Annotated in this window: 19 protein-coding genes and 1 pseudogene; 11 read left to right on the top strand and 9 right to left on the bottom strand. The window is 70.0% G+C overall.

Annotated elements, in window-relative coordinates; translation table 11 throughout:
- Nucleotides 1-3: 3 nt before the first annotated feature.
- On the bottom strand, nt 4-192 hold the full coding sequence (locus ACFV20_RS25290; RefSeq protein WP_385659964.1) for a hypothetical protein: 189 nt from the start codon (nt 190-192) through the stop codon (nt 4-6).
- Entirely contained in the window at nt 189-770 is a 582-nt protein-coding gene (locus ACFV20_RS25285) for a hypothetical protein (protein WP_385659962.1), read from the bottom strand. The genes ACFV20_RS25290 and ACFV20_RS25285 overlap by 4 nt, the downstream gene beginning before the upstream one ends.
- 107 nt (nt 771-877) lie before the next feature.
- On the opposite strand from ACFV20_RS25285, the gene ACFV20_RS25280 reads away from it, so the two are divergent.
- The 3 genes from ACFV20_RS25280 (at nt 878) to ACFV20_RS25270 (ending at nt 4,353) form a co-directional block, all read left to right on the top strand.
- Complete coding sequence (locus ACFV20_RS25280) at nt 878-2,092, top strand: helix-turn-helix domain-containing protein (RefSeq protein WP_385659960.1); 1,215 nt, start codon at nt 878-880, stop codon at nt 2,090-2,092.
- On the top strand, nt 2,089-2,631 hold the full coding sequence (locus tag ACFV20_RS25275) for a flavoprotein (protein ID WP_385659958.1): 543 nt from the start codon (nt 2,089-2,091) through the stop codon (nt 2,629-2,631). The genes ACFV20_RS25280 and ACFV20_RS25275 overlap by 4 nt, the downstream gene beginning before the upstream one ends.
- A 585-nt stretch (nt 2,632-3,216) precedes the next feature.
- Nucleotides 3,217-4,353, top strand: coding sequence for a pentapeptide repeat-containing protein (locus ACFV20_RS25270; RefSeq protein ID WP_385659956.1), 1,137 nt, complete (start codon nt 3,217-3,219; stop codon nt 4,351-4,353).
- Nucleotides 4,354-5,246: 893 nt separating this feature from the next.
- Here ACFV20_RS25270 and ACFV20_RS25265 read toward each other — a convergent pair.
- The 6 genes and pseudogenes from ACFV20_RS25265 to ACFV20_RS25240 form a co-directional block, all read right to left on the bottom strand.
- A complete protein-coding gene (locus ACFV20_RS25265) occupies nt 5,247-5,453 on the bottom strand; it encodes a hypothetical protein (RefSeq protein WP_385659954.1) in 207 nt (68 codons plus the stop codon).
- Between the two features lie 238 nt (nt 5,454-5,691).
- A complete protein-coding gene (locus tag ACFV20_RS25260) occupies nt 5,692-9,081 on the bottom strand; it encodes a S8 family peptidase (protein WP_385659952.1) in 3,390 nt (1,129 codons plus the stop codon).
- Entirely contained in the window at nt 9,082-10,182 is a 1,101-nt protein-coding gene (locus ACFV20_RS25255) for a CU044_5270 family protein (RefSeq protein WP_385659950.1), read from the bottom strand.
- Nucleotides 10,179-10,814, bottom strand: a complete 636-nt coding sequence (locus tag ACFV20_RS25250; protein ID WP_385659948.1) for an RNA polymerase sigma factor — start codon at nt 10,812-10,814, stop codon at nt 10,179-10,181. The genes ACFV20_RS25255 and ACFV20_RS25250 overlap by 4 nt, the downstream gene beginning before the upstream one ends.
- A gap of 333 nt (nt 10,815-11,147) precedes the next feature.
- Nucleotides 11,148-11,413: pseudogene (locus ACFV20_RS25245) on the bottom strand (molybdopterin-binding protein); the annotation flags it as partial.
- Between the two features lie 151 nt (nt 11,414-11,564).
- Nucleotides 11,565-12,260 (bottom strand): DUF4190 domain-containing protein, encoded by a 696-nt coding sequence (locus ACFV20_RS25240; protein ID WP_385659946.1) that lies wholly within the window; start codon nt 12,258-12,260, stop codon nt 11,565-11,567.
- A gap of 892 nt (nt 12,261-13,152) precedes the next feature.
- Between ACFV20_RS25240 and ACFV20_RS25235 the strand changes: the two genes are divergently transcribed.
- From ACFV20_RS25235 to ACFV20_RS25210, 6 genes are all read left to right on the top strand, one after another.
- Nucleotides 13,153-14,211, top strand: a complete 1,059-nt coding sequence (locus ACFV20_RS25235) for a hypothetical protein (RefSeq protein WP_385659944.1) — start codon at nt 13,153-13,155, stop codon at nt 14,209-14,211.
- A 147-nt stretch (nt 14,212-14,358) separates the two neighbouring features.
- The gene (locus ACFV20_RS25230; protein WP_020277685.1) at nt 14,359-14,694 is read left to right on the top strand and encodes a metalloregulator ArsR/SmtB family transcription factor; all 336 of its coding nucleotides are present in this window, start codon (nt 14,359-14,361) and stop codon (nt 14,692-14,694) included.
- Nucleotides 14,691-14,972 (top strand): hypothetical protein, encoded by a 282-nt coding sequence (locus ACFV20_RS25225; RefSeq protein ID WP_051185769.1) that lies wholly within the window; start codon nt 14,691-14,693, stop codon nt 14,970-14,972. The genes ACFV20_RS25230 and ACFV20_RS25225 overlap by 4 nt, the downstream gene beginning before the upstream one ends.
- Before the next feature lie 97 nt (nt 14,973-15,069).
- Nucleotides 15,070-15,573: a hypothetical protein gene (locus ACFV20_RS25220; RefSeq protein ID WP_385659941.1), complete on the top strand. Its 504-nt coding sequence runs from the start codon at nt 15,070-15,072 to the stop codon at nt 15,571-15,573.
- 249 nt (nt 15,574-15,822) lie between these two features.
- Nucleotides 15,823-16,863: a 2,3-diaminopropionate biosynthesis protein SbnB gene (gene sbnB / locus ACFV20_RS25215; protein ID WP_385659939.1), complete on the top strand. Its 1,041-nt coding sequence runs from the start codon at nt 15,823-15,825 to the stop codon at nt 16,861-16,863.
- Nucleotides 16,864-17,096: 233 nt separating this feature from the next.
- Nucleotides 17,097-18,980, top strand: a complete 1,884-nt coding sequence (locus ACFV20_RS25210; protein WP_385659937.1) for a BTAD domain-containing putative transcriptional regulator — start codon at nt 17,097-17,099, stop codon at nt 18,978-18,980.
- Between the two features lie 107 nt (nt 18,981-19,087).
- Here ACFV20_RS25210 and ACFV20_RS25205 read toward each other — a convergent pair whose 3' ends face one another.
- Nucleotides 19,088-19,765 (bottom strand): DUF4097 family beta strand repeat-containing protein, encoded by a 678-nt coding sequence (locus tag ACFV20_RS25205; RefSeq protein ID WP_385659935.1) that lies wholly within the window; start codon nt 19,763-19,765, stop codon nt 19,088-19,090.
- 473 nt (nt 19,766-20,238) lie between these two features.
- On the opposite strand from ACFV20_RS25205, the gene sbnA reads away from it, so the two are divergent.
- Nucleotides 20,239-21,240 carry a 2,3-diaminopropionate biosynthesis protein SbnA gene (sbnA, locus tag ACFV20_RS25200; RefSeq protein WP_385659933.1) on the top strand — a complete coding sequence of 334 codons (1,002 nt, stop codon included), beginning with the start codon at nt 20,239-20,241 and terminating at the stop codon, nt 21,238-21,240.
- Nucleotides 21,241-21,361: 121 nt separating this feature from the next.
- Entirely contained in the window at nt 21,362-23,692 is a 2,331-nt protein-coding gene (locus ACFV20_RS25195) for an MMPL family transporter (protein WP_385659931.1), read from the top strand.
- Nucleotides 23,693-23,796 lie beyond the last annotated feature (104 nt).

Below are 23,796 nucleotides of genomic sequence, written 5' to 3'. Positions count from 1 at the left end.
GGGTCAGGCGCCACGTCCCGCGTCCCGGCATTCCCTGCTCAGCCGTACGGCTTCCGGGCATGTCAGCCGGAGGTTCGCGGCCTGGTCGTCAGTGGCCGTGCACGTCGGGCACGTCAGGCAGTGCTCGGCCAGGCGCTCGAACGCGGTCGCCCAGGGGGCTTCGACGGCCGACGGGTACTCGCGACCGCTCACGCCTCCGGCTCCGCGGGCATGCGGTGCCGTCCGGCAGCGATCAAGCGGGCGACCTCGACGGGCGAGCACAGCGTCGAGGGCGAGTCCATAGGCGCCGACCAGTAGGTGGCGCGGGGGCGAGTCCCTTGCACCGCGTCCACTCTCGGCACGCCTAGGTAGCTGCCGCGGCCCAGGCAGTCCACCTCCATGGCCCGCCAGTCGTCGAGGGCCTGCTGCCAGGTTCTCGGCATGCTTGCGGGGACCAGGGCGTAATACCGGCGGAAGCGCGGATCGCAGATGACCGGGCCGCCGTCGAGGGTTTCGCGCAGGAACTGGTCCAGCTTGGGGGCCTCGGTGATGCCAGTGAGGGCGACGAGGAGGCGGCCGGGGATCCGCACAGCGGAGAACAGGATGCCCAGCGGCAGCAACGTCACCTGATACTGCTCCCATTCCAGTCTGGCGCGGTCACGGCTCGGAGCCGGAAGTGTTGCCAGCAGCCACTGCTCCGAGGCCAACCGCCGGTCAGCGGTGGGGTGAATGAGCACGCCCGGCGCAGCCTCGATCGGTCGTAAGGCCAGATGGCTGTGATCGTTGTTCATGCTCGCGCCTCCCCTGTCGTATGTGGTCCGCCTCACACATGGGACCGTAGGGCGCGGTACAACAGAGGTGGGCACGCACAGTGCGTGCCTTGTACGGGGGCTCCGGGATGGACACTTCAGGCATCGGCCGGCGCATCGCCTACTGGCGAGCCGAACGCGGCTATACCCAGTCGGACTTCGGCCACCTCATGGGCCAGACGAAACGCTGGGTGCAGGACATCGAAGGCGGCAAGCGCCAACAGGATCCGAGGCTTTCGGTACTTGTGCGCGCGGCCGAGATCCTCCGCGTCCCCCTGGAGCAGCTCTTGACCGACACTGCGCCCCAGCAGGCCACAGACAGCGCCCCGCCCGCCGACGCTCTCCGCGTCATCGACGCCCTGTACGGCCCCGACCGCGACGACGACGTGCCCCCGCGGGACGTTCTGCAACGTCGCCTCGACTACTGCTGCGTGGCATTCCAGGCCTGCCACTACGCTGCGCTCTCCCGGGACCTGCCCGCACTGATCGGGAACGCCGGGCGGGCGGTGCACGCGGCGCCTGTCGGCGAGCAGGGTGAGGCGCATGCGCTGCTCTCCCGCGTGTACCAGCTCGTCACCTCGTACCTGCACAAGTACGGTGCGGCGACGGCGATCCCGGCGGCGCTCGCCGCTGACCGGGCGCTGGCCGCCGCCGAGCGGTCTGGTGACCCGGTGCAGATGGGCGCGGCCGCCCGGCGGGTCGCGAAGAGCCTCGTATACCAACAACGTCCGGCCGCGGCGGTCGAGTTCGTGACGGCGGCCGCGCGGCGCCTGGCCGGCGGGCTCACCGACCGGGGGGCGCTCGGCCTGTCCACCCTCGGAATGCTGTACCTGTCCGCCGCGCTCGCCGAGTCCTCACAGGAGCGGACCCCTGGGCGCATCTCGGCAGCGGGCAGGTACGTGGACGAGGCCGGGGACGTGGCCGCGCGGCAGGGCGCCGACCTGGACGAGGACTACACCCAGTTCGGACCGACGAACGTCACCTTGCACCGGATGGATGTACTGCTCCGCTTCGAGGACGGATGGTCTGCGCTCGAAGCCGCAGCGGATGCGAGGCCCGAAGCGCTCGCGGGGATGACCCGGGAGCGGCAGGCCGGGCACCGAGTCGCCATCGCGCGTGCCTCGCTGCTGACCCGGCGCAGGGGCGCCGCCGCAGCAGCCCTGCTCCAGGCCGACGAGCTGGCGCCCGAGGAGGTGCGCGGACGCCCGGAGACGGTGAACCTCGTCAAGGACGTGGTCCGCGTTACCCGGGACCCCGGACCGGCCTTGCGCACGCTCGCCGGGCATTGTGGACTGCGGGCATGACCCGAGTGCTCTACCTCATCGCCTGCGCCGCTGGCCCGACCCAGCACATTGACGACGGCGTCCGCGCCGCGCAGGCCGACGGCTGGGACGTGTGCCTCATCCTCACCCCGTCCGCAGCGACCTGGTGGGAGCCGCGCATGGAGGAACTCGTCGAGCTGACTGGGCACCCTGTTCGGTCGCGGTACAAGTTGCCGTGGGAGAAGGACGCCCTACCGAAGGCCGACGCGATGCTGGTCGCGCCGATGTCGTGCACCACGTTGAACAAGTGGGGGGCCGGCATCTCGGACACTGTCGCCATCGGTATTCCGTCGGAAGCGGTGCACATGGGCGTGCCAGTCGTAGCGATGCCCTACTTCAACCAGGCCCAGGCCGCGCAGCCAGCGGTGGCACGGTCGACTGCTGTCCTGCGCGAGCAGGGCATTCTGGTCCTCGATGGCCCGGACGGATACCAGTCGCACCCTCCGAAGCGGGGGAACCCGCAGGCGTATCCCTGGGGGAAGGCGCTCGCCGGCGTTCGGCGACAGACCGGCGCTCGCTGACCCCGAACACGACGAAACGCCTCCTTCCACCCGAAGGCGAGAGTGGGCAAGAGCCCTCAAGGGAACAGACGTTGGCAGTTCTCCCCGCAGGAAAGCCTGTACGGCCCCTACACCCCATGCCCATACCCAAACCGTTGGACGAGCACGGCCACTGTCAACCATCAGCTGGGACCGAAGTGTCAAGCATCTACCGGGACCGGACAAAGGCGCAGAACCCCGACTGAGTTACAACCTTCTTCACGGGTTCAAGGCGGCTCGCTCCGCCCCCCGCGCGCGGCCCGACCCCCGGCCGGGCCTGCGCTCCAGTCTCCGCCCCGCTCCAGCCCGGCCGGCGCCCGCGCCGCGCACACAGCGATCAGCCACCTGACGACAGAGGGAGTTCCAACGCAACGGGAGCGCGGAGACCAGCCTCAAGGCTGCAGTCACCCCTTGAGCCAAGCCCCGCGTCGAGCGGCCCCAATGGGCCCCAGACGTAGCAGGTCACCTGCCAAGCCTGCTCCGCCTCATCTACCACGACGGCAGAGGCTTGACTGCCCCCAGTGAGCAGTGGCGCGCCAGACCTGCAGATGGTGCCATGGAAGGGCCATGGCCTGGAAACCAAACCGCACTCAACTCCGCAACGTGGCGGCTCGGCGCACCAAGCGGAGGCAGCACCCTTCACGCCAGGAAGGAGTTGCAGGCGCAGGCGGGATGCGCTGGGGAGGACTCATCGCAGCTAGCCTTCCGGGACTGGCCGCACTGCTGGCCCTGCTCTTCACTTGGATGCAGGTCTCCCAAACCAACAAGGAACTGGCTATCACTGAGCGGGGGCAGATCACCAGCAGGTTTAATTCCGCAGTCACTAATCTTAGTTCCACGTCACTAGATGCGCGTCTTGGCGGAGTATTCGCGCTTGAGCAAATCATGCATGACTCTCCAAATTACCAGTCGACGATTGTTTCCATACTCACCGCCTACATGCGTGAGCATGCGCCCACGTCCGAACGGGATCTTGAGGAGGTTGGCGACCCCTACGGTTCCGACAGTGTCGATCCTCCACCTCCTGACATTTACGCGGCATTTGTCGCACTGGCCAGCCGAAACGCCGAGCGTGATCGATTTAGCCTGGATCTGCGACAGACCAAAATAAGGGGTCTGGAACCACCACCCACGAAAAAATATCGGGGCACCCTATTCGAAGAGTCCGACCTTTCCAGCTCGCAGCTCGTCAACTTGGACCTTCGAGACGCACGCCTCTACAAGTCAAACCTGTCTGGCGCGGCGATATGGGAATCCGACTTTTCAGATGCCGATCTTCAAGCCGTAAATGCTGTGGGTGCTGACTTCTGTCAAGGATTTCCCGCAGAAAAGGGAATCAAGTATGGCGACTACAGGTGCGAGACAAAGTTCACCGATACAGTGCTTGCGGGCGCAAATTTGAGCCAGGCGGACCTTGTCGGGGCAGACCTATCCAGTGCCACGCTCTGCATAGAACCAGACGAAGTATTCGAGCGAGAATGTCCGAATCTCACCGGGGCCTACCTGAACGCGGCCAAGCTCAAGAGTGCCAACCTCTCAGAAGCAAACCTCCGTGGTGCTGACTTGAGCGGCGCCGACCTAACGGCTGCTGACCTATCCAAAGCAGATCTCACCAACGCGGACTTGACGGGTGCGAAGACAACTGGTGCCGACTTCAGCGGAGCCAAAACAAAGGGTGCGCGAGGACTGCCGACGTCACGGTGACGCTGCCACATCGGGGGCGATGGGCCCGGTGGGGCCAAGTCAGCCCTGCGACCGGGCCCCGTTGTGCGATGCCACAAACCGGACCTGTGAGCTATTTACTAGATCCACATCTCGGCACGCTGCGGCGCCAGACCTCAGAGAAGGCGAACGAGAGCCGAATCAACATACTGGCGCCGCGTGCCGGTGCTGTTCGACCGTGATCCTGATCAGGGGGATACGGCAGGACCCGGGCAGCCGGGGGGCCAAACAAGGGGCCAAACGTGGCAGCCGTACGGAGACGGTCCCGGACGGTAGTGGACAGTGCAGGGAGCTGAACGAGCAGGCCAGTTCCCCAAGCCCACGTCGCGAGGGTGTCTGATCGCGTTCGGGACGAAGAGGTCACAGCGCTCTGCCGCGCAGGTACATCAGCTGACTCTTATTTGGCAGCCAACTCGGTGTCGTCCATGTGCGGCAAGGGGCGACCACCGCAATCGATGTGCGCAACCCACGCACGTAGCTTCTCTGATCCCTCTTGGTGTGCAGCGTTGAAGCGATGGCATCCGTCGAGCAGAAAGTAGTTGCCCCGGTCTGGAGTGAGACCGGGGATGAGTACGAGCGGCGGCAGGGGATCAGTGCGGCGGAGCGCTGAAGGTCCGTCGCCCTATCCTCCAGACCTATTGCTCCGGCGCCGTGCCCATAGCGTGCCCATAGCGCGCCCATAAGAACGGAAAACCACGGTCAACAGCGGTGCAATCCGACCCACACGACCACCCCAAGGACCCTGCATATGCGCTGGTCAGAGCCATGGAGCCCACCCAGGCGCCGTCGCTTCCCGAGCTGAGAGCGCGAGTTCGATTCTCGTCACCCGCTCCATGCGAAACCCCCAGGTCAGGGACCCGGGGGTTCTTTGTTGTCTAGACCGGTGGGCGGGGCGCGCACGAGGTCGTCGAGCCCGGCGGCCACCTCGCGCTGCCGCTCCTCGTCGGAGTGCTGGGAGATATCTCGGCCACATACCGCTCGCTGCCCTGGATCATGGCCCCAAGCCGGTCGGCGATGGCCCGGTCCCGGTCGCTGGTCATGTGCTGGTAGATCAGCGCGGCTCGGGAGCTGCTGTGGCCCATGCGCGTCATCGGCTCCCGGGTGCTGGCTCCCGGGAGCCGAGGCGAGCGTGTTGCCCGTGTGCCGAAGGCCGTGGAAGTACGACTCGGCCGTGACACCCGCAGCCTTCCGAGCCTTCACCCAGTCGCCCCTCCGCCACAGTTGCCCGCCTCTGCGGATCGACGACAACGTGTGTCTCGGTCGGCAGCGGCGAAGTGCTCCAGGTGATGCGTGACCGCGTCGAGGAGTGTCTGGACCACGTCAGGTCAGGAGGTATGCCTCCAGGATCGTCACCGCGTAGGTGTTGCCGGTGGTGTCGGTCAGGGTGGATTCGAGGGAGACCGAGCGGGCGTTTTCCGGGTGGGTCAGGGTGAGGGTCCTTTTGCCGTGGGTGGTGGTCACCGGGGCGGGGGACCATGTCTTGCCGGCGTCGTAGGAGACCTTCACCGTCAGGGATTTCAGGTCAGTGGCCGCCGGGCCCTGGAGGGAGAGGGGGATCGTGGTGCGGCGGCCCGCGGGGGCCGTGCCGGTCGGGGTCAGCTTCGGGTGGAAGCGGACCGTGGAGAGGGGCAGGGGGGCGGAGTCGGACGGGCTGGAGGTGAAGGTCCAGGCCGCTGTCAGGCGGGTCGTGGTCGTGGCCACGCCTGGCGGGCGGGTCAGGTTCGTTCGGATCGTGTAGCGGGCCGGGACGGACGGCAGCTTCTCCACGGTCTGGCAGAGGTCGCCGTCGTTGTCGAGCAGGGTGCTGCCGTCCGCTGTCACCGTGGTGTGGCGTTTCGCTGTGGAGGAGGCGGGGTGTCCGCTCCCGTCGGCGAGGTCGGGGACGCACAGGTCCAGGGTGTCGCCGTCGCGCCGTGCTCCGTACGGGCCGCCGGTGATCGGGCTGAAGACACCGGCGTTGTACGTGGCCGCGTACGTCCGGCCCGCTTGGTACGACCTCGCGCTCTCCGTGCCGTAGAAGACGTCATCGTCGTCTCCGGAGGCGTTTCGCTGGCCCAAGTTGGCCGTCCACTTGAAGCCCTTCGGCGTGGTGACGTAGATCTTCGCAGTCGTCGGCAGCGGGAAGGGGGCGCTCACCGTGCCCAGCGACAGGGTGGGGCCGCTCCACAGGACGTTGACGATGCCCTTGCGGTGCGCGACGGACGAGCCGAAGTTCCGCTTCAGCAGGGCGAGTTCGGACATACGCGTGGTGTGCCGGTAGCCGGTGGGGAAGCGGTCGGGCAGGTTGTGGAGCAGGTGGTAGGTGGTGCTGCCCTTCTGCCACAGGCCGCCGAGCTGCGTGCTGAGCCTCCCGGCCGGGGCGTTCGGCCCCAGGGTCGCGGTGCGCAGGTTCTTGAACGTCCCCCAGAACAGGGTGCTGTTGTGCGCTTCGCTCCCGGTGTCCCCGGTGCCCACGGCGAGGTTGAGCTGGCCGTCGGACATCTTCGCGCCCTGCGGCGCGGTGATCCCGACCGGCTTCGCCTTGCGCGCGTCGAAGACGACCGTGGTGGCCCCGGTGAGGGAGAGCCGGGGCCGGACCAGCGCGGAGGTGCCCTCGGCGTCCTCCAGCACGGTGTCCACGACGTAGTCGCCGCGCGGGACCCGCACCCGGTACACGCCCTTGGAGATCTGCTCGGAGTCCCTGAGGTTCGTGGTCCAGTACGTGCCCGAGTACCCGAGGATCTCGGTCAGCGGAGCGCTCACGGGCTTGCCGCCGCGGTCGAGGAACTTCAGGGTGAGGTCGTATGCCTCGGCCTCGCGTACGACGCCGAAGGCGGTCCGTACGGCGGCGGGGTCGGCGGCCGCGGGGTCGGCGCCGTTCCGCGCGGTGGCGACCAGCGTGCCCGAGTAGGCGCCGTCCGCCGCCGCGACGCGGGTGTCCGCGGTGAGGTCGACGCCGGCGGTGCCGCCCGCCGGGACGGTGAGCTGAGTGGTGCTCAGCGTGAACATGCCTTCGGGGGCCGTGCTGCCTCCGGGGCCGGTCGCGCCGGCCGTCAGGTCAAGGGTGACGGGGTGGTCGCCGTCGTTGCGGTAGGTGGTGTGCTGGGTGACCGGCCGGTCGTCGGTGTGGGGCCACAGCTGCTTGCCGAAGGACACGGAGGTCTGTTCGCTCGCCACCGCCCCCTGAAGTGCCCGGGACACGTCGAGCCGACCCGTCCCCTGCTGGTAGACGGTCGCGCCGGTGGTCGGGGTGGTGGACGCGGTGAGCGCCTGCTTGATCCGTGCGCCGGTCCAGTCGGGGTGCCGCTGGGCGATGATCGCGGCGGCCCCCGCGGCATGCGGCGTCGCCATCGACGTACCGGACATGGAGACATAGCCGTCGGCCGCCGGGTCGCCCATGTGGCCGTGCGCCGCCTTCGCCGAGACGATGTCCACGCCCGGCGCCGTGAGGTCGGGTTTCAGCGCGCTGTCGGCGGTCGGGCCAGTGCTGGAGAACTCGGCGAGCCGGTCCTCGCCGTCTACGCCGCCCACGGTGAGCGCCGATTCCGCGGCCCCCGGGGAGCCGACGGTTCCCGCGTCGGGGCCCTCGTTGCCGGCCGCGGCGACGGTGAGCATGCCGGTGCTCTTCGAGAGGGCGTTCACCGCCGCCTCGACCGGGTCCTCCCCCGGGGTGTCGACCTGGCCCAGGCTGAGGTTGGCTACCTTGGCGCCCTGCGCGGCGGCCCACTCCAGGCCGGTGATGACGGACGAGTCGGTGCCCTCGCCGTCGTCGTTCAGCACCTTCGCGTTGAGGATCTTCGCGCCGGGTGCGACTCCCTTGTAGCGCCCGCCGGAGTGGGCTCCCGAGCCCGCCACCGTCGCCGCGACATGCGTGCCGTGGCCGGCCTTGTCGTCGGTGCTGCCGGTGCCGCTGAAGTCCTTCGCCGCCGTCACCGCCGAGGCGAGGTCCGGGTGTGTGGTGTCGATGCCGGTGTCCAGGACGGCGACCTTGACGCCCTTGCCGTCGTATCCGGCCGCCCAGGCGGCCGTGGCGCCGATCTGCGCGACGCCGCCACCCAACTCCCCGGCGTTCGCGCCGTCTTCGTCCGCCGGCGCCTTGAACCGGCCGTCCAGCCAGACCCGCGCGACTGACTGCTCCTCGGTGAGGGCCTGCCACATGTCGTCGGCCCCGGCCTTGGGCACGGTGATCGCGGCGCCCGCCACGCTGGGCAGCTCCCGGCGCACGGTGGCGTCCGCGTCCGCGACCAGTGCCTTCTGGGTGCTCCTGCGCTGGGCGGACGTGCCCTCGTACGACACGATCAGCGGGAGCGTGCCGCGCCGGGTGTCGTCGTAACCGGCGCGCAGCAGGCCGCTGACGTCGAACAGCCGCATGTCGAGGACGCCTTGGCCGATCAGGGCGGCGGCGTCGGCGGGAACGACGTACTGATCGCCCCCGACGCCGCGCACGGACACCGGGACGTGCTCACGGCCCGGTGCCCGCCGTACGCCCGTCACCCGGCCCCGGGCGTCCAGCCGGACCCGGTCGCCGGTGAGGAGGGTGACGTACCGGCCGGCCGCGGAGGCGGAGGCGGTGGTCCGCGCGCCGGAGGCGGGGCTGCCGGGCGCGGCGACGGTGGTGGTGTCCTGCGTCCGTACGCCGAGGCCGGAGCCCGTGGCGGCCACCGAGACGCCCGTCATCAGCCCCGCCACCAGCAGGGCGGCCAGCGAGGCGCTTGCGGTTCTGTCGCGCATTCAGCTCGCCTGCCCGGGGACCTGCTTGGCGGCGTCGACGACCGCGCGCTCGGTGATCGCGCTGGTGTGCGTGACGGTACCGACCTTGAGGGGATCGCCCGCCGTGGCCTTGACCACCACGATGCGCTCGCCGAGGAACCGCAGCGTCTTCTTGTCGAAGATCCACTCGGTGCGCTCGCCCTCGTTCTCCCGCGCGATCGCGACCCCGTGCCGGCCCGTGGCGTCGACCGCGTCGTTCACCGCGACGACGCCGGGGATCTTGGCCGCGGCCTTGTAGAGGGCGGCGCCGACCTCGGCGGGCGGGTAGCTCTCGAACAGCAGATCGCCGATCGCGACGAAGGCGGCCTGGTCGCGCGGGACTTCGGGGTCCCGGACGGCGTCCGACTCGCGGTAGATCCGCTGGAGCAGCGCGTCGGGGTCGGTCGGCAGCTCGGCCAGGGCGTTGTAGGCGCCGCTGAACGGGACGTCGCTCTTCAGGGTGATGCCCTTGTCGCTGGTCTCGCCGGCCTCGATCAACCAGCCGTCCCTGCCGTCGAGGGAGTTCCAGACCTGGCGGGAGTGCAGCTCGTTGCTGACCGCCTCGCTCTTGTCGCCGACGGTCTTGATGTAGGTGTCGGCCACCTTCGAGGCGATGTAGATGTACTGGCCCTTGCGCGGGGCGGGCGCGGAGGTGTCGGCGGCGGCCAGGGAGATGCGTTCGAGGAGCTGGGGGGCGCCCTTGGGGTCGGCGACGCCGATCGTGGTGGTCAGCGCGGGGCCGGTGGCCAGGGTGGTCTTGCCGTCGTCCGCCCCGCCGCCGGTGAGGGCGAGGCCGCCCACGACCGCGCCGGCCAGGGCAAAGGCCGCGGCGGGCAGGAGGATCGTACGGCGCAGGAACGGGTTGGAGCGCTTCACGGGCGCGACCGGGGCGGTAGCGGACGTACGGGAGGAGGTGGCGGACGTGCGGGAGGACGTGCGGAGGTCTTCGTGGATCCGGGCCATCATCTGCTCCTTGTGGAACTGGTGGCGGCCCGCCGGCAGATCCCGCTCGGCGGAGGGCAGCAGACTCTGCGTCTCCGTCCACTCGGCCGGGTGGGGCCGGTGGGAGGGGCTGGCGTTCATCGGTTTCCTTCCTGTGCGGACCGGACCGCGTATTCGCGATCACCTGTTATCTGCCGGTTCGTGCGGGTGGGTTCCCTTTTTTCTCCGAGCAGTTGCGCGTCGGCGAGTTTGCGCAGCTTGGCGCGGGCGCGGGAGAGGCGGGAGCGGACGGTGCCGACCGGGATACCCAGGGCGCGAGCCGCCTCGGCGTATTCCATCCCCTCCCACAGGCACAGCGTCAGGACCTCACGCTCGGGGCGCTTGAGCAGGCTGAGGGCGGCGAGCGTGGCGTTGATACGGCGCCGGTCGTCCAGGCGTCCGGCGGTCTCCTCGGCGTGGTCCTCGACCCGTTCCTCGGCGGCGGCCGCGGCGCTCGCCGCGTTGCGGTAGCGGCGGTTGCTGCGGTGGTGGGAGCGGGCGACGTTGGTGGCTATGCCCAGCAGCCACGGCCGCAGCGAGCCGCCTTCGGCCTCGACCGAGGCACGGCGCCGCCACGCCTCCATGAAGGTCGTCGACATCACGTCCTCGGCCAGCGACCAGTCGGCGGTCAGCCGGAAGGCGTGGTTGTACACCGAGCGGGCGCACGCGTCGAAGAGTTCCGCGAAGGCGTCCGGATCGCCGTTTCGCACCCGGGATCGCATATCTGTGGTCACGTCTTGAACTGACCTATGGTGCGGGCGAGTTCCCGTGAGACACGTCACAGCCGTCGCACAGGTCACCGGGGCGGTGACCGTACGAGGACTCGGTGGACATGGCACCCGCTCAGCCGCGCACCGCTCAGCCGCGCACCGCTCAGGCTGCGAGGCCCGAGAGCAAGGCGCCCGATCTGATGCAGGGCCCGGTCCGGGGGTTCCCAGGCTGGTCGAGAAGCTGTTGGAGGTGTCGAGGCCGAACACGGGCGCGGAACAGGCTGATCCGGCAACGCCCGCCGGCGCGGGCGGGCACCGGTCTCACCGACGGTGAACGGCGCCGTTGTCGTCGTACGCGGGGTGGCGCGGCGCGAGCAGGACGAGGTCCTTCAACGGGGTGAAGGACTGGCCCACCGTGGTGAGCGTGACGGCTCCGACGGACGCGCCCACCGCCGCCAGCAACGACCGCCGGTCGGCGACGTCCTGTGCCGGCAGGCCGGCGTCCCGGGCGACCGTCGGCTCCAATGCGCCCGGATGCAGGGGGTCTTGACCGCGATGTGCAGCACCAGGGCCCCGGTCACCAGCCACGCCACCGCGTAGTGCACCGGCACGAACGAGAACGGCCTGCCGAGTTTTCGGTGGGGCGGCCCTGCTGCTACGTCGGCCTTTCCGGGGAAGGCGTTCCGTGGCCTCCATGGATGCAGCGAGCCCCGCCGCTGCGGGGTGCGCGGCGGGGCCTGGGGGTGGGGGGTCGGCGTCGTGCGGCGTCAGCGATCAGAAGGCAGATCGGGACGCTTTGAGGGTCTTGCACTCCAGCTTCTTGGCGCCCTTGATCTCGTCCGCGTTCACCAGCGCACCAGCGTCCTTGTCGGTGAACTTCTGGCCCCGGGCGAGGTTCTCGGCGGTTGACATGAAGTCGCCGACCTTCTTGCCGTCGGCCAGGACCTCGCCCTCGACGAAGTACGAGTACCGGCGGTCGCCCTTGTTGGTGTAGTCGACGTGGATGGCCATCTCCTTGATGTCGAAGTCACCGGTGATCACGTCGCACTTGGTGACCTTGAAGTCCTTCATGACCTCGGACTCCTTGGCGCCACCCGTCTTGGACTTACCGTCGCCGACGGAGGTGGAGTCGTACGACTTGTCCAGCTCCTCACTGGCCTTGTCGACGGCGGAGAAGAACAGGGCGTTCATGGCGAAGAACATCACGATCGCTACGGCCGACGTGACGAGGCCGGTGATGGCGGCACCCTTGCCCTTGCGGACCTTGCCCGCCTTGGAGAGGCCGATGGCGCCGAAGATGATGCCGAGGATCGCGAGCGGCCAGACGACGACGTTGAGGACAGGGATGAAGCTGACCACGACGGCGATGATGCCGAGGACGAGTGCGGTGATGGCCAGACCGTTGCTGCCGGGCGGCTGGGGCTCGCCGTAGCCGGGCTGCTGGAGCTGGGGCGGGTACTGCTGGCTCATGGTCCCCCCTGGGACTTGCGTTGTGAGTTGCGGGTGTGTGACTTGTGAAGCCGCTGTGTGGTTGCCTGGAGCTAGCGGTGTTCACCTGATCGTTATCAACCGCCGGGGGCTGCGAGGCCGGGCCCCGCTGCCTGCCAGTGCGTGAGCTTGCGGAGGGCCCGGGCACCGTCCACAGGGTGTGGACGCAGGTGCGACGGGAGCTCAGAGGTCTGCGCCGGACTGTTCGCAGGAGGCCCACCCGGGGGCAGTGCGTCAGCACGCGCACGTACGCGGCCGGCTGGGGGCCCTTCGGGCGCTGGTGGTCCCCGTTCCCGTAGTGATCGCACAGCACGTGCGGCGTGGGTGCGGGGCCGACGTGCACGGTGAACTTTCCGAACACGGCCAGTGCACGGGCGAGGTCCACCCCGACCAGTTGTGCCGTCGGCGCGGGGCGCTCCGTCGCCGTGTCGGACCCGGGTGAGGGCAGGGGCCGGGAAGGCGTCTTCTGGGCGCTTTCGATCTCGGTCATCGGGACGACCCTGCCGAGGCGGTGAGCGGTCGACCATCCGCCGGGTTACGGAAGGTGTCCCGCCGATCGCCCAACTGCCCCTCCGATGGGCGGAGTCGGTCTCGGCCGTACATGAACGACTGTGGCCGCCGACCTGGTGGGCCGGGATGCCGCCAGTCAGCAGGCTCACCACGCCAGTGCTCTTCGGCACCGCCGTACGCGCCGCGCGCCGTACGGCTCAGCCTCTGGTGGTTCGCGTGCCCGGAGGCCGTCGGACGTGGCCGGTACGCCCGCTGTCTCGTGCGGGAGGGAGGACGCCATGACGTCACTGTGTGTGACATAGGCGGAACATAGAGGCCGCCCGAATACTGGGCGGGCCGCATTTCACCGCTTGGATGGGATGACATGAACCCGAAAAGACGCAACGTCACGTTACTGGCCGCGACGTTCCTCGCCGCCTCCGCAGTGACCGGCCTCGCACCGTCCGCCCAGGCCGCCCCGCAGGCCGCCGCCCAGGCCTGCGCGTACAAGGCGAGCCACCTGCCGGTGCCGGACGGCATCAAGGCCGGGGCCGTGACGGCGACGGCGGGGCCCGGGGTGTACGCGGGCGAGGTCGAGTTCCCCGAGGAGGACTCGCTGCAGCATGCCGTCCTCTGGTCGGGCGGCAAGGTGACGGACCTGGGGCCCGCGGACGGCGCCGACTTCGACCTCATGGTCAGCGACGTGAACACCAAGGGCACCGTCGTGGGGCAGGGCGCCAAGATCACCGGTGCGACGGAGGGCTTCCCGACCTGGTCCTGGTTCCCGGTCGTCTCCCGCGACGGCAAGCTGGAGAAGCTCCCGGTGCTCCCCGGCACCTACGACGTGCACACCAGCGCGATCACGGAGAACGGGGACATCTACGGCCACGGTTGGGGCGCCGACCCGAACTACACCGAGGTCTACAAGTGGCCGGCCGACCAGCCCGGCACCGTGGTCAAGCTGCCCGGGCTCCCCCGCGGCAGCCAGGTCGAGGGCGTCGACAGCGACGGCACGGTGGCGATCACGGTCGTCGACAACCCGAAGGGCACCTGGCGGCCGTACGTGTGGAAGGACGGCGTCGCCAAGCAGTTGCCAATCCCGGCCGGCGCGGCGCACGCCCAGGTCACGGGGATCTCGAACGGCTATGTCATCGGCAAGGCGCTGACCTCCGACTTCACCCCGTCCGCGGTCCTGTGGAACAAGGACGGCAAGGCGACGGCCCTGCCGAAGGGTCAGAGCGCCTCCGCCATCAACAGCCAGGGCCTGATCCTCGGCACCGACAAGCGGCTGGTCGCCAGCCTGTGGCAGCTGACCACCGGCGTGGGTGCCGCCCCGAGCGACGGCTCGCTGTACGCGCTCGCCGACGACGGGACGCTGGCGGGCGCCAAGGCCCGCGCGGGCAGCACCTTCCCGCGGTTCCCGGCCGTGTGGCGCTGCAGCTGAACCGCACCACCACCAGAAGGGCGTCCCGCCTCGGCGGGGCGCCCTTCGCCGTTCCACGGGCACGGTCATTGCATGTGCTCACTCCAGGAGGCAGTTGACACCTTGCTCTAGCACCTGCAAGTATTTGTTTGCAGATGGAGGAGGAGCATGGAGCTTTCCGAAGTGACGGGTGACCGGCTGGTGCAGATCCTGGCCACGCTCGCCAACCCGCACCGGATGCGCATCCTGGCCGCCCTGGCGGGCGGCGAGGACTACGTGAGCCGGCTGGCGCGCGAAATGGGGATCAGCCGTGCGCTGCTCCAGGTCCACCTGCGCAAGCTGGAAGCGGCAGGGCTGGTCACCTCGAGACTCGTGCTCTCCGAGGACGGCAAGGCCATGAAGTACTACGACATCGAGCCGTTCTCGCTGCACCTCACGCCCGAGGCCCTCGCAGCGGCCGCGCTCTCACTCACCGCTGACCAAAGTCAAGGAGACCGTAAATGAGCTCTGTGCAGCTGGCCGCTTACGACGACGGCATGATCTGGTCCTTCGGGTCCATGGGATTCATCCTCGTGTGCGCGGTGCTCGTGATCTGGCCGACGATCGCGGTGTGGCGTGCCAAGACCGTGATGTCCCGGGAGAGCGACTACAAGAGCATCGCGGAGAAGGCGGTGATGGCCCAGCAGGACATGGAGCGGGAGCTGGTCGAGGTGCGTCTCCAGCTCAACGACATGAGCGACCGGGTCAAGACCGTCGAGCGGGTCCTCAAGGACGTCGAGTGACTCGGCGCCGCCCGGTTATACGTCACTAGGGGCTCACCCAGAGCCCCTCGCCCGCACCCCCGGCTGGAAGGACAACTCCGTGTTCAGGAACGCCGTAATGACCCAGACGCCGACGGCCGCCCTGGCGGTGGCCCCCGAACCGGCGGCCGAGCCCGCACCCCGCCAGGGCGCGGTCCGTCCGCCGGGTGCCGGCGGCGACCTGGTGCTGGCGAACAGCGGCATCGTGGTCCGGCTGGTTCCGAACCCGGCGTCCGGCGGCCGTCCCGCACTCGCCCTGCTGTCCGACGACGAACCGGTGGCGCTGACCCCGGCCCTGGCCGGTTCCGGCCGCGTGCTGGCCGGGGCGCTGCACGGCCGGCGCGGTGAGCGGCCGTGGTCACTGGCCTGGGGGCGGTTGCCCGCCGGTGAGTTCAGCGTCTGCGCGGAGTTCGTCGGTGAGACGCAAGGGGGCGCCCCGCGTACGATTCTGGCCACGCGGCTGGGCCCCGACTTCTGGCTCGCCGAGACGGCGGGGGACTATCGCGGGGTCACCGTCACGACCGCGCAGAACCGGCTGCACAGCGCCCTGTGGCCGGTACCCGCAACGCCTCACATGCTCTGAGACTCCCCTGAGATCACTTTGGCATCGTCCTGTCATTGCAGGAGGTTGACAGCCTGACGAGCTGACAGTTCCGCGCCAGAGCGGCAGGATTCAGACCGACGGGGGAATCCTGATGGTTCGCGAGCGAGCCTGATCATTTCTGAACGAGTACTGAACGAGCACTGCACGAGACTGATGTGTATCGGGATCGTCCCCTCGACATGGCCTGTTTGTACCTCGCCTCCGGCGGGGTGGTGGGGGGAGTCCTGGATGTCCAAAGGTGTGACGACACCGTCGTTCGCCGTCATCTCCGGCGCGCAGGTGCGGGACGCACTGCACGGCCAGGAGAAGAGGATCGTCGAACTGGTCGAGGAGACCTACCGGCTGCACGGCGCCGGAGAGACCGTCAATCCTCCGTCCTACTTCCTGCGCTTTCAGGACCGCCCCACGGCCCGGATCATCGCTCTGCCGGCCTCTCTGGGCGGCCGGCACCGGCTGGACGGCCTGAAGTGGATCTCCAGCTTTCCCGAGAACGTCGCGGGCGGGCTTCCCCGGGCCTCCGCGGTGCTCGTCCTCAACGACCACGACACCGGCTACCCCTTCGCCTGTCTGGAAAGCTCCATCGTCAGCGCCACCCGCACCGCCGCCTCCGCGGCCCTGGCGGCCGACGTCCTCACCCGTGACCGCCACCGCCCCACGCGGGTCGGCTTCATCGGCACCGGACTGATCGCGCGGTACATCCACACCTACCTCACGGGCACCGGCTGGTCCTTCGAGGAGACCGGGCTGCACGACCTGTCCGCGGAGTCCGCGGAGGGCTTCCGCTCCTACCTCGCCACCACCGGCGACGACAGCCGGGTCACCGTGCACGACAGCGCCGAGGACCTGATCCGCTCCTGCGACCTGGTGGTGTGCGCCACCGTCGCGGCGGCACCGCACATCACGGACCCGTCGTGGTTCGCCCACCACCCGCTGGTGCTGAACGTGTCACTGCGCGACCTGTCGCCGGAGATCATCCTCTCCGCCACGAACGTCGTCGACGACGTCGAACACTGCCTGAAGGCGGACACCTCACCGCACCTGGCCGAACAGCGCGTCGGCCACCGGGAGTTCGTGCACGCCACCCTGCCCGAGGTGCTGGCCGGCAGGGCCGCCCTGCCCGCGGGCCGGCCCCTGGTGTTCTCCCCGTTCGGCCTCGGTGTCCTCGACCTCGCGGTCGGCGGCTTCGTCTACGAGGAGATGCGGCGACGGGGCGAACTGGCCGTCGTCGACAACTTCTTCCACGAACTGGACCGATACGGGCGCGGCTGATCCGGCCCGCCCGATCGACTCTTCCCACCGGTGACGCACGGCCACAAGCCGTGCCCCCCGGTCGCGCCGCGGGTGCCCCCCACCGCCCGCCGCGCCGGCCCCAGAGCGTGCGGAACGACGGGCTTCCCCACAAGCGCGGTTCCCGCTCACTCGCCAGTACGCACCACAGCCACAGCATGCGGGCGTCCTCAGTGGGGACGCACCCCTCTTGCGCATGCACTGAGAGGGAGAACATGAGATTCCTGGTTCTGGGCTCGGTCGAAGCGTGGACGACGCCCCACCACAAGATCGCCCTCAGCGGATCCAAGCTGAGAACCGCCTTCGCCGCGCTGGTCCTCGCGCGAGGCAGGGTGGTACCGGACTCCCGGCTCTCCGCCCTTCTGTGGGGCGAGGAACCCCCCACGACGTCGGCCGCCCAGATCCAGACCTACATGTCGCGGCTGCGCCAACTGCTGGGCGAACACGCCGAGGTGGTCCGGCAGCGACCCGGCTATCTGCTGCGACTGCCGGACGGCCCCGGGCAGGAGGGCACGTGGGACACCGATGTGGCCGAATTCGAGCACTTCGCCGCGCTCGGCCGGGACGCGCTGGCCGCGGGTGAGGCGGACCGGGCCGCGGACCTGCTGCGCCGGGCGCTGGCGGTCTGGCGCGGGCCCGTGCTGGGCGGTGTGACCGAGTTCCTGGCCGAGGCCGAGCGTGGACGGCTGGAGGAGATGCGGCTGACCGTCCTGGAACGCCGCATCGACGCCGACTTCGCCCTCGGGCGCCACGCCGAACTCGTCTCCGAACTGATCGGCCTGGCCGCCGCCCACCCGCTCCGCGAGCAGCTGTGCGGCCAGCTCATGACCGCCCTGTACCGGTGCGGTCGGCAGGCCGACGCGCTCACCGTGTACCAGGACTGCCGCCAGACCCTGGCCGACGAACTGGGCATCGACCCCACCCCCTCGCTCCAGGGCCTGTACCAGTCCATCCTGGTCGCCGCGCCCGTACTGGCCACTCCGGGCGAGATGGCCCCCCGGGCCGAGGAACAGCGACAGGCACCCGCCGAACTGCCGCCCGCGCTGTGGGACTTCACCGGCCGCGAGCAGGAGACCATCCGGCTGCGGACCCAGCTGGCCACCCGGCCCCGCGCCGGGACACCGGCCGTGGGCGTGGTCACCGGCATGCCCGGCGTGGGCAAGACCTCGCTCGTGCTGCACGTCGCGCACCAACTCGTCGACGACTACGCCGACGGCCAGCTCTGGGTGGACCTGCGCGGGAGCTCGTCCGCACCGCTGGAGCCCGCCGACGCGCTCGCCGACCTGCTGAGGGCGCTGGGCGTCGACGGCCGGGACCTCCCGGCCGGCCTGGCCGAGCGCACCCGGCTCTACCGCAGCACGCTGGCCGACCGGCGCTGTCTGATCATGCTGGACGACGCCGCGGGTGCCTGGCAGGTGCGGCCCCTGGTGCCCGCCGCGCCCGGCTGCGGTGTGCTGGTGACCTCCCGGTCCCGGCTGAGCGCCCTGGAAGGCGTACGTCCCCTCGTCCTCGGTACCTTCACCCGGGCCGAGGCCACCGCGCTGTTGTGCAGCACGGTCGGCGAGGAACGGCTCGCCGCGGATCCGGAGTCCACCGAGGAACTCGCGGAGGCCTGCGGGGGGCTTCCGCTGGCCGTGCGGATAGCCGGATCGCGACTGGCGGCCAGGCCGCACTGGACGCCGCGCAGCCTGGCGGACCGGCTCAACGATCCGCGGCGCAGCCTGGACGAGCTGTGCCTCGCCGATCTGCGGGTGCGTGACGCCCTGGAGGCCGGCTACCAGCGGTTGGCCGAGCCCGCCCAGCGTGCGCTGCGCGTGCTGGCACGGCACGACGTCCCCGCGTTCTGCGCCCGTACGGCGTCGCTGCTGCTCGAACTGCCGCTGGACGCGGCGCAGGACGTGCTGGACCTCCTCGTCGACGACCACTTGCTGGAGCCCGTCGAGGGCGAGAACCGCGGCTACCGCATGAACCGGCTGGTCCGGGCCTTCGGCCGGGAGCGGGCGACATGGGGAGAGCCGGGCCGGGAAGCGCACACGGCGCTGGACCGGGCCGGCCGGCCGCATCGGCGACTGGTCAGCGAGCGCGGCGAAGTGGCCTGAACCCGCTGTCCCTTCTCCCGCCGGGGAGAAGGGACAGCGGGCGGTCGCCCACCGGACGCCCCGCGCCTCGGGGCGTCGGGGCGTCAGGGCGTCAGGGCGTCAGGGCGTCAGGAGGTGACGGAGATCGAGCCGCCGCCGGACCTGGCGATCACCTTGTGCGACGAGGCGGGGTCCTTCTTGACGGTCACGTTCTCCTCCGCGCCGTCGGCGTCCGCGTCCACGGCGTACGACCCGGCGGGCAGCCGTACGCTGACGTCACCGCCGTCGGTGCTCACCTCGGCGCTGTCCGGCGCGGACGTGAACCCGGCGGCGGCGTCACCGCCACCGCTCGTGATCTTGACGGTGGTGGAGGCCAGCTTCTCCGCGCTCGCACTGCCGCCGTCGGTGCTGACGGTGAGCGCTCCGGCCAGACCGGTGACCTCGGCGTCACCGCCCTCGGAGTTGAGGCTGACGGTCAGCTTCCGCGGCACCTCGATCCGGTACGAGACCTCGCAGGGCGAGGAGTCGCCCGAACAGCCGGGGGTCTCGATGGAGAGCGTGGAGCCGCTCACCGCGTGCCGGGTCTTCGGCTTGGACCCCGAGTAGAGGAACTTCTCGGTGACCTGTACGGTCGAGCGGTCGCTGGCAATCAGTTCGATGAGGCCGCCGTTGCTCTTCACGCTCAGTGCCGAGACGGCTTCCTTCACCGTGTACGAGCTGCTCTCGGACTTCTCGTCGTCCGACGTGCAGCCTGCTACGAGCGCCATGAGCGTCAGTGCTGCTGCGGCGGAAGCCTTGGTCTTCACGGAGTGTTTCCTTTGCCTTGAGTGACACGGCGCACGGAGGCCCCAAGGCCCCAGTCGACAAGTCTGCTCAACCCGTGTAAGTGCTGTCAGGCGACTGCGTTGGCAGGAGCCTGCGGTGGCAGGTTGTTGCCGCCGCGGTCGCACCGAGCTCCCCCCTCCGGCCGGTTGCGGTGTGCCATGGTGATGCGGTGCCCCGGCCGACCGCCCGGGGCCGCCGCGTTCGCCGTCCGGACGCGAGACAACCCACACCCCCGGCCTCGGCCGCCGTGGTGTGCGCGGACCGACGGGGGGCCTGGGACATGGACGTTCGTGGTGGTCAGGCGCCCGTGCGGACCGGTGGGGAGTCATTGCCATGGATGCGCGATAGGTGCGCCATAGAGGAGCCCTCCAGGCTGATCGCCGTCAGCCGGCGGCCCGCGGCATCTGCCCACGGGCCCCGGAACAAAACGATCAAGCAGCGGAGGGCAGCCACTATGGGCCGTCCCGTGCTCAACGGAATTCTGGCGGCCATTGGGGAAACCCCCTTGGTGGAGCTGGGAAAGATCTTCCCTGGGCTTGGTTCCAGGGTCTTCGCCAAGATGGAGAGGTTCAACCCGGGAGGAAGCGTCAAGGACCGGTCCGCCCTCGGGATGCTGCTGCGCAGAATCCAGGACGGCGAACTCGTCCCGGGGCGCTCGGTCGTCGTCGAGTCGAGCTCCGGCAATCTGGCCGTCGGAATCGCGCAGATCTGCCGCTACTACGGAATCGACTTCATCTGTGTCGTCGATGCCAAGACCACACAGCAGAACCTGGCGCTGCTGCGCGCCTACGGCGCCAGGCCCGAAGTGGTCCTGACACCGGACCCCGAGTCGGGCGAGTACCTGGCGGCGCGGCTGGCCCGGGTGCGTGAACTGGTGGCGACCGTGCCGGGCGCCTACTGGCCCAACCAGTACTCCAACCTGCACAACCCACAGGCACACCGCGACACGATGCGGGAGATCGTCGAGGCGCTGGACGGGAAGGTGGACTACCTGTTCGCCGCCGTCAGCACCTTCGGCACCCTGCGCGGATGCTCCGAGTACCTGCGCGACCAGGGGATGGACACCACCGTCGTGGCGGTCGACGCAGTGGGCAGCAGGATCTTCGGCCGGCAGGGAGCGCCCCGGCTCATCCCCGGGCACGGAGCCTCCGTACCGCCGGCGCTCCTGGATCCCGACGCCGCCGACCACGTGGTGCACGTGTCCGACATCGACTGTGTCGTGGCCTGCCGCCGGCTGGTGCTCTCCGAGGCGGTCCTCGCCGGAGGCTCCTCCGGCGCGACCGTGGCGGCGCTGGAGAAGTTCGCCGACCGCATCACTCCCGACTCCAACTGCGTTCTGATCTTCCCGGACGGGGGCGACAGATACCTGGACACCATCTACTCGGACCGGTGGGTCAGTTCGTCCTTCGGGGAGATCTCCCACCTGTGGAAGCAGCAGAAGGACAGCGACGGCTGACCCCTGCCTCCCGCCCGTCCCGGTCAGCCGGCTCCCCGCACAGCGCCCCGGCGGGCCCTCAGGCGTGTCGCGCACGCCCGCGCGGTACTTGAAGGAATCGAACGAGAAGGGAGAGCCGCTCGTGCCCTCCAACGGTCCGCCGGCTACCCCCACGACCCCGTCCCAGCCGGGAAGAGGCCAGCCGGAACCCCTGGTCGAGAGAGTGGCCGCGTGGTCGGCACGCCGCCGCAAGACCGCGCTGTTCGGCTGGTTGCTCTTCGTCGTGCTCACCTTCGTGGTGGGCGCGGCCGTGGGCGGCAAAGGCCCGCAGAACCACGACCCGGGAGAGTCGGGCCGGGCCCAGGTCATGGTCGAGGAGGCGGGCGACGACACCCGGCCGCCCAGTGAGAACGTCCTCGTCCAGGCTCGCGACGGCTCCCCCGGCTTCCGCAGCGACACCGCGCTTCAGCAGGCGGTCCAGGACGTCGGCACGGCGCTGCGCGGCCTGTCCGGCAAGGTGTCGGACGTGGTGGTCCCGACACCCGCCGAACCCGGCGGTCTGGTCTCCTCCGACGGCCGCTCCGTACTCGTCACGTTCTCCCTCGCGGGACCCGGTCACGGCTGGGACAACGCGGCGGGCGTCGTGGAGGAGACCCAGCAGCGCATCGCGAAGGTCGCCGAGGACCACAAGGGCCTGAAGATCGTCCAAGCCGGTGACGCCAGCGTCGACTTCGCCGTCGAGCAGGCCACCAGCGAGGACTTCGGCACGGCCGAACTGACCTCCATTCCCCTGACGTTGGTCATCCTCCTCGTGGTGTTCGGCGCGCTGATCGCGGCCGGCATCCCGCTGCTGCTCGCCGTGACGGCCGTCCTCGCCTCCATGGGACTGCTGACCCTCGCGGCCAACTGGCTCCCGGTGAACGACACGGCCTCCTCCGTGGTGCTCCTCGTGGGCATGGCCGTAGGCGTCGACTACACCCTGTTCTATCTGCGCCGGGAGCGGGAGGAACGGCTGGCCGGGCGCACCACGGAACAAGCCCTGCGGGTCACCGCTGCCACCTCCGGTCGGGCCGTCGTGATCTCCGGGCTCACCGTCGCCGTCTCGATGGCGGGCCTCTTCCTCACCGGCATCGACACCTTCACCGGCATGGCCGTCGGCACGATCGCCGTGGTGCTGCTCGCCGTCGTGGGCTCGCTGACCGCGCTGCCCGCCGTCCTGTCCATGCTCGGTCCGAAGGTGGACGGCCTGCGCCTGCCCTGGATCGGCCGACGCCGCGCCGAGGCCCGCGAATCCCGGGTCTGGACGGCCGTCGTGACCCAGGTCGTGCGTCGGCCGCTGGTCTGGGGCGGTGCGGCGGTCGCCGCGCTCGTGCTGGCCGCGCTGCCGGCCGCCGGGATGCGGCTGGCCGACCCCGGGCTGCAGGAGCGGTTCCCGGACAGCGTGCCGGAGATCTCCCACCTGGTCGCCATCCAGGAGGCGTTCCCCGGCAAGCCGGCCCCCGCCCAGGTCGTCGTCACCGGCGACGCCGTGGGCACCGGCGCCTTCGACAAGGCGGTCACCGCCCTGCGCGAGCAGGTCGCCAAGAGCGGCGGAGCGCTCGCCGAACCGGTCCGGACCGCGGAGATCGGCGACGGCGGGACCGTCGTCGTCACCGTCCCGCTGGCGGGTACCGGGAACGACGCCACGTCGCTGAAGGCGCTGGAGCTGCTGCGGGAGGAGGCACTGCCGCGCAGCCTCGGCGAGGTCGACGGGCTGCGCTACGCGGTCACCGGCCAGACGGCCGGCCCGGCCGACATGGCGGCCGCCCTGGACAGCCGTACGCCCGTCGTCTTCGCCTTCGTGCTGGTCTTCGCGTTCCTGCTGCTCGTCTCCGCGTTCCGGTCACTGGCGATCCCGCTGGTGTCCATCGCGCTGAACGTCCTGTCCATCGGGGCCGCGTACGGAGTCGTCACGCTGATCTTCCAGGACGGCCATCTCAGCGGCCTGCTGGGCTTCGAGTCGTACGGCGGGATCATCAGCTGGCTCCCGCTCTTCATGTTCGTGATCCTCTTCGGTCTGTCGATGGACTACCACGTCTTCATCCTCAGCCGGATCAGGGAACTGCGGATGGAGGGCGCCGACACGAGCACCGCGGTGACGCGGGGCATCGGCGGCAGCGCCGGCGTCGTCACCAGCGCCGCCGTGGTCATGATCGCCGTGTTCTCGATCTTCGCCACGCTGTCCATGCTCGACTACAAGATGCTCGGCATCGGCATGGCGGTGGCCATCCTGGTGGACGCCACGCTGGTGCGCGGAGTGCTGCTGCCGGCGGCACTGGCCCTGCTCGGGGACCGCAGCTGGAGGCTGCCGCGGGCGCTCGCCTGGATTCCCGCCGTGGCCGCCGAGAAGACCCCGCAGCCGCCTGCCGGCCACGAGGAGGCGGCCACGGACAGCGGTACGGAGGACCGGACGAAGGACGTCGAACGCGTCTGAGCCCCGGCCCTCACCCACCCCACGGCCCGGCCGCCCCCCCCCGGGCGGCCGCGGCGGGCTCGTTCTCCCCCCCGGCCCCAAATCACCCGTATAACGCGACTAAT

The sequence above is a fragment of the Streptomyces sp. NPDC059696 genome, from assembly GCF_042733745.1.
GTDB lineage: Bacteria > Actinomycetota > Actinomycetes > Streptomycetales > Streptomycetaceae > Streptomyces.
The sequence above is the reverse complement of the archived record's forward strand: the minus strand, read 5'-3'. Positions and strand labels throughout refer to the sequence as shown.